Origin of the sequence: Pseudomonas sp. PA-4-8C (genome assembly GCF_021606625.1) — a bacterium.
Taxonomy (GTDB): Bacteria; Pseudomonadota; Gammaproteobacteria; order Pseudomonadales; family Pseudomonadaceae; genus Aquipseudomonas; species Aquipseudomonas lactis.
On the sequence record NZ_WKCD01000303.1, the window covers coordinates 1 to 6,347 of the forward strand.

5 protein-coding genes are annotated in these 6,347 nt (G+C 62.3%); all 5 read left to right on the forward strand.

All coding sequences use genetic code 11. The features are described 5' to 3' along the window. Positions 1 to 604 precede the first annotated feature (604 nt). On the forward strand, positions 605 to 2,998 hold the full coding sequence (locus GIW04_RS26525; protein ID WP_034134465.1) for a TonB-dependent receptor plug domain-containing protein: 2,394 nt from the start codon (positions 605 to 607) through the stop codon (positions 2,996 to 2,998). A 19-nt stretch (positions 2,999 to 3,017) separates the two neighbouring features. Further along, positions 3,018 to 3,989: an amino acid ABC transporter permease gene (locus tag GIW04_RS26530; RefSeq protein WP_120248897.1), complete on the forward strand. Its 972-nt coding sequence runs from the start codon at positions 3,018 to 3,020 to the stop codon at positions 3,987 to 3,989. Then, entirely contained in the window at positions 3,982 to 4,755 is a 774-nt protein-coding gene (locus GIW04_RS26535) for an amino acid ABC transporter ATP-binding protein (RefSeq protein WP_003192459.1), read from the forward strand. The genes GIW04_RS26530 and GIW04_RS26535 overlap by 8 nt, the downstream gene beginning before the upstream one ends. 18 nt (positions 4,756 to 4,773) lie before the next feature. After that, entirely contained in the window at positions 4,774 to 5,697 is a 924-nt protein-coding gene (locus tag GIW04_RS26540; RefSeq protein ID WP_003192458.1) for an ABC transporter substrate-binding protein, read from the forward strand. A gap of 12 nt (positions 5,698 to 5,709) precedes the next feature. Further along, positions 5,710 to 6,347, forward strand: a 638-nt coding sequence (locus tag GIW04_RS26545) for a flavin monoamine oxidase family protein (protein WP_236479356.1), incomplete at its 3' end; no start/stop codon positions are given.

Below are 6,347 nucleotides of genomic sequence, written 5' to 3' on the forward strand. Positions count from 1 at the left end.
ACGCGCCATCCATGGCGCGGGGCGGCTAAACCGGCATCCCTGCCGGTTTACCCCCCAAATCCCTGTCGAATTCCGGCCAGCGTGGTTTAACGGGGCGCCTGAGATCAAGATCACAAGCAGATCAAGATCAAGAGCGGCTCGCTTCGCATCGTGGTTACCGTTGCGGTGGGGGCGTGTCATTGAATGTATTTTGACTGGCCCACGGTCATCGGTAGCACGCTCCCTCCCACATTTTTAGCGTCCTGCGCGCTCAGATTAAAAATCATTTTTATGAATAATTATTTTTACAAATAATGAAAGTAGAGAATATTAGCTTATGCCCAAATAGCATTGTATTTTTAAAATCCATTCCGTTATGTTTGATCCCAACAGCCTACCCCTGACCTCGGATGGTACCCAGCGTGATTCAGATTCTGCGCGCCTGACCGGGTAATCCTCCCGCCGCCGCAGAGTCGTTGGACGGGAGCTCAACGTATGTTGCCACTTCAACCCCCTCGCTTGCCCCACACCTAGCCCAAGCCGCATCGCCCCTTTGATTACCGGCCACACCGCGCCAGGCGCGTGTCTGCCCGACTTTGCGATTTGGAAAAAGCTGGGAATGGATATGAAGCACATTCTGCAACCTACTGCTGCCCTGACCCTGTCGCTGTTCGCCGCAGCTTCGCAGGCCCAGGATGACAGCACTTTGTCTACGGTCGTTGTGACCGGCAACCGTGGCGCCGAGCAGCGCACGGTTACTAGCAGCCCGGTGCCGATTGACGTGGTCAGCGCCCAGCAATTGCAAAACACCGGCAAGCCCGGGTTGATGGAGGCGTTGAGCGCGGTGATTCCGTCGCTGACCCTGCCGGAAAAAACCGGTTGGGACGCCAGCGGCATTGCCCGGGCACCGAACCTGCGGGGCTTGAGCGCCGCCGAAGTGTTGGTGCTGGTCAACGGCAAGCGCCGCCACACCAGCGCTACCCTGAATATCAACGGCATCAACACCGGCGCGGCGCCGGCTGATCTGGACCTGATCCCCATCAGCGCCATCGACCATGTCGAAGTGCTGCGCGATGGGGCGGCTGCCCAATACGGGTCTGACGCCATCGCAGGGGTGATCAACGTGATCCTCAAGGCCGACACCCGCGGTACCTCGGTGACCAACGCCGGCCTTGGCTACGACGGCAAGAAACAGACCGTGCAGCAAAGCCTCAACAAGGGCTTCGAAATCGGCAATGGCGGCATCGTGCAACTGGCCCTGGATGCGCGCAGCCAGAACGATGACAACAAGGCCAGCGCCAACGGCTACACCTATGAGCAAGCCTATGGCCTGGCGGGCAAGTCCACCTATGGCGGCTACGGCACGCCCAAGACCAACCTGCTGACCCTGGGCTATAACGCCGAGTTGCCGATCGACGACAGCCTCAGCCTCTACTCCTTTACCACCTACTCGCGACGCAAGGCCGAGCAGGGGCAGAACTTCCGCTTGCCGACCATCACCAACACCATCACCACCGGGCCCAATGGTTACCCGGCCGGGTACACTCCGACCTGGTACATCGACGAGGACGACTTCCAGGCGGCGTTCGGTGGCAAGGGCACTGTGGGCGAGTGGGACTGGGACTTGTCTACCACCTACGGGCGCAACGAAGCGGAGCAGGGCACCACCCACAACCAGAACCCTTCCCTGGGCCAAGCCACGCCGAACAGCTTCACCTCCGGCACCTGGATTTCCACCGAGCTGACCACCAACTTGGACTTCAAGCGTGGCTTCGACATCGGTCTGCAAAAGCCCTTGGACCTGTCCTACGGCTTCGAGCATCGGCGCGACACCTACGAGGTGCAAGCCGGCGATTACGCGTCCTATGCCAATGGCGGTTACTGCGTGGCGCCGGGTAACTGCGCATCGTCCGGGGCGCAGGTCACCAATGGTATTTCACCGGACGAAGAAAGCAGCGCCTCGCGCAACAGCCTGGCCGGTTATGTGGACGTGGGTTTCAACCCCTTGCCTAACTGGTACGTCGGCACGGCGGTGCGTTATGAGCATTACAACGAGGGCGTGGGCGCTACCCGCAGCGGCAAGCTGACCACCCGCTACGACTTCACCCCGCAGTTCGCGGTGCGCGCCACGGTGAGCAATGGCTTTCGGGCGCCGTCCCTGGCCAACAGCCTGTTCAGTGCGCGCTCCACCACCTATGGCGTCGTCGATGGGGTGTATCAGTCGATCAACTATGGCGTGCTGCCGGTGGGTTCGGCGGCGGCCCAGGCACTAGGCGCGCAGGAGCTCAAGCCCGAGCGTTCTACCAACTTCAGCCTCGGTTTCACGCTCACACCCACCGACCGCCTGAGCTTCACCGCCGATGCCTACGTGATCAACCTGCGTGACCGCATCACCCTAACCGGCACCTTACTGGGCCCTGAGGTCACCCAGGTATTGCAGAACAACGGTATCAACTCCACCTCTGGCGGCCAGTACTTTATCAACGGAGCCGACACTCGCACCAAAGGCCTGGACCTGGTCAGCAGCTATAACCAGGACCTGGGCGCGTTCGGCGCGCTGAAGTGGACCGCCGCGTTCAACTGGAACCAGACCAAAATCCTCAACTACAAGGAATCTACCGACATCCTCGGTACCTCCTACGACCTGATGGACCGCCAGGCGCGCAACCTGATCACCGGCGTGCAACCCAACACCAAGCTGATCCTGGGCGGTGACTGGCGCATCGAGCGCTTCAATCTCAACCTGGCCCTGACCCGCTACGGCTCGTACAAGGAAGTGAACTCATCGGCCAATCGTGATCTGGACCGGGTCTACAACGCCCGCTGGATCACCGACCTCGACCTTGGCTACAGCCTCACCAAAGACCTGAACATCGCCATCGGCGCCAAGAACCTGTTCGACCTCTATCCCAAGAAACAAGGGGTGCCGAGCAGCACCATGGTTGCCAGCTACGGCACCTATTCGCCCTACGGTTTTACCGGCGGGTATTACTACACCCGGCTGACTTACGCCTTCTGAGGCCTGCGAGGAAAAGAACATGCCCATTGTTGCCAAACCCTACGACCTGCTGGATGAAGTCAGCGCCCAACCGCTGCGCCTGCGCCGTGCGGCCACGCCCATCAAGGCGTTGCGCGTGGTGCCGGCCCGACACCCCTGGCGCTGGGCCGGGTCGATTTTCGCCGCGCTGGTGTTGCTCGCCATCGTGCACTCCCTGGCCAGCAACCCGCGTTGGGAATGGGGGGTGTTCGGCCAGTGGTTCTTCTCGCCCTCGGTGCTGCGCGGCTTGGGCCAGACGTTGCTGCTGACGCTGCTGAGCACAGTGTTCAGCATCCTGCTGGGCACCGCGCTGGCCCTGGCGCGGCTGTCGGGTTCGCCGTTGCTGGCGGCGTTGGCCTGGGGCTATATCTGGTTCTTCCGCTCGATGCCGGCCCTGCTGGTGCTGATCATCCTCTACAACTTTGCCTACCTGTACGACCACATCGTGCTAGGCGTGCCGTTCACCGACCTGGTGTTCGCCGAGTGGTCGACCGTGGATGTGCTCAGCCAATTTACCGTGGCCGTCCTGGGCTTGAGCCTGATGCAGGCGGCCTACGCGGCGGAGATCATTCGCGGTGGGCTGATCGGTGTAGATGCCGGCCAGCATGAAGCGGCGGCGGCCTTGGGGTTGCCGGCCTCTCGACGCATCTTCCGGATCATTTTGCCCCAGGCGCTGCGCTCGATCTTGCCGTCGGGGTTCAACGAAATCATCGGCCTGGTCAAGGGCACCTCGATTGTCTACGTGCTGGCCTTGCCCGAGCTGTTCTACACCGTGCAGGTCATCTACAACCGCACCCAGGCGGTGATCCCGTTGCTCATCGTCGCCACGGTCTGGTACCTGATCATCACCACCGCGCTCACCAGCGCCCAGTACTACGTCGAGCGCCACTTCGCCCGGGGCACCGCGCGGGTGCTGCCACCCACGCCGCTGCAGCGCGTGCGCCGCTGGTTCAAGGAGAAGGCCCATGCCTGAAGCACGCGCCGGGCGCATTCAAATCCAGGGCGTGGGCAAGCGCTTTGGCAACCAGCAGGTACTCGATCACATCGACCTGAGCATTGACCCTGGCAAGGTCACGGTGATCCTCGGGCCGTCCGGCTCGGGCAAGTCCACCTTGCTGCGCACCATCAACCACTTGGAGAAGATCGACAGCGGGCATATCACCATCGACGGTGAATACGTCGGTTATCGGCGCAAAGGCGACCTGCTGTTTGAACTCACCGAACGCGAGATCCTCAAGCGCCGCATCGACGTGGGCTTCGTGTTCCAGAACTTCAACCTGTTTCCCCACCTCACCGCCTGGGAAAACATCGCCGAAGCGCCCCTGGCGCACAAGCGCTGGAGCCGGGTGCAGGCCCGTGACAAGGCCGATGAATTACTCGCCAAGGTCGGCCTGGCGGATAAGGCCGACGCCTATCCGCGCCAGCTCTCCGGCGGCCAACAGCAACGCGTCGCCATCGCCCGGGCCTTGGCGCTCGACCCCAAAGTGCTGCTGTTCGACGAGCCCACCTCAGCCCTCGACCCGGAACTGGTGGGCGAGGTGCTGGACGTGATCAAGGGCTTGACCCAACTGGGCGTGACCCTGGTGATCGTCACCCATGAGATCGGCTTTGCCCGCGAAGTGGCCGACCACGTGGTGTTCCTCTGCGACGGTCAACTGATCGAAGAAGGCCCGCCTGAACAGATTTTTCGCCAACCCCGACATCCCCGCACCCAGGCCTTTCTCGGCAAAGTGCTTTAGTTCAAGGAGTGACTGCCCATGTTTATCACTACTGCCCGTGTCGCCCTGTTGGCAATTGCCGGGGCCACGGCCCACAGCGCATTCGCCGTGCAACCGGTGGACCTCAGCCCCGACCGCCCGCGCATCCATGCGCCACGCAATGACGCGGCCATCGCGCAGATCCCGCCAGGCTTCAAGTTCGCCCAGCCGGGCAAGTTCACCGTGGCCGTCTCCGGCGTAGCCGGGCCACCGCTGGCACTGCTGGCCAGTGACGACAAGACCACCATCGGCAGCGAGGCCGACACCGCCCAATTGGTGGCCGACAGCCTTGGCCTGCAACTCAACGTGGTGCAAACCAGTTGGGAAGACTGGCCCCTGGGCGTCAGCTCGGGCAAATACGACGCGGTGATCAGCAACGTCACCGTGACCGAGGCGCGCAAAAAGCGCTTCGACTTCGCCACTTACCGCCAGGATGTGCTCGGGTTTTACGTCAAGAGCACCAGCAAGATCAACGAGATCAAGCAGGCGGCGGACATTGCCGGGCTGAAGATCATTGTCGGCTCCGGCACCAACCAGGAAAAAGTCCTGCTGGCCTGGAACGAGGCCAATGAGAAAGCCGGCCTCAAACCTGCGTTGTTGCAGTACTTCGACGACCAGGCCGCCGCACAACTGGCGGTGCAGTCGGGGCGCAGTGACGCACTGTTCGGGCCGAACTCGGTGTACGCCTATTCGGCGGCGATCACCGGCGGCATCAAGCGCGTCGGCACCGTCAACGGTGGCTGGCCGTTGCAGGCGGATATCGCGGTGACCACGCGCAAGGACAACGGCCTGGTCAAACCGATTCACACTGCCCTGCAAGGTGCGATTGCCGGGGGGCAATATGCGCAGGTGCTGCAACGTTGGGGCCTGGATGTGGAACGGGTCGACCAGTCGCTGATCAACCCGCCTGGGCTGGCGGATTAAGGAGGCACAGACATGGGACTGACACGACGTGAAGCGCTGTCGAGTATCGCAGCGGTGGGCGGTGAGAAAGCGGTCAAGGATGCACTGGCAGTGTTGGGCCTGGGCCCATCGTCACACCGTCGACCGCAACCACTGAAACTCAAGGACGGCCTGGGGCAGGGCACCCGTGTACTGGTGCTGGGCGCCGGGATTGCTGGGTTGGTCACTGCGCTGGAGTTGACGCGCGCGGGCTTCAGCGTGCAGGTGCTGGAGGCCCGCGAGCGCGTGGGTGGCCGCACCTGGACTCTGCGTAACGGCGACCGCGTGGACTATAAGGACGGTCGCTCGCAGACGGTGGGGTTTGACCCTGGCCAGTATTTCAACGCCGGGCCGGCGCGCATTCCCAGCCAGCACCGCACGATCCTCGACTATTGCAGTGAACTGGGCGTGCCGTTGGAAGTGCTGGTCAACAGCAGCCATGGCGCCCAGGTGCGACCGGACCTGAGCCAGGCAGCGTTTAGCGTCGGCCAGGCGCTCAACGATACCCGCGGGCATCTGTCGGGGTTGCTGGCCAAGGCGGTGCAACGCGACGCTCTCGATGATGTATTAAGTGGCGAAGAGCGCACACGTCTGCTCGGTTTTTTGCAGGTGTACGGTGACCTGTCCCAAGA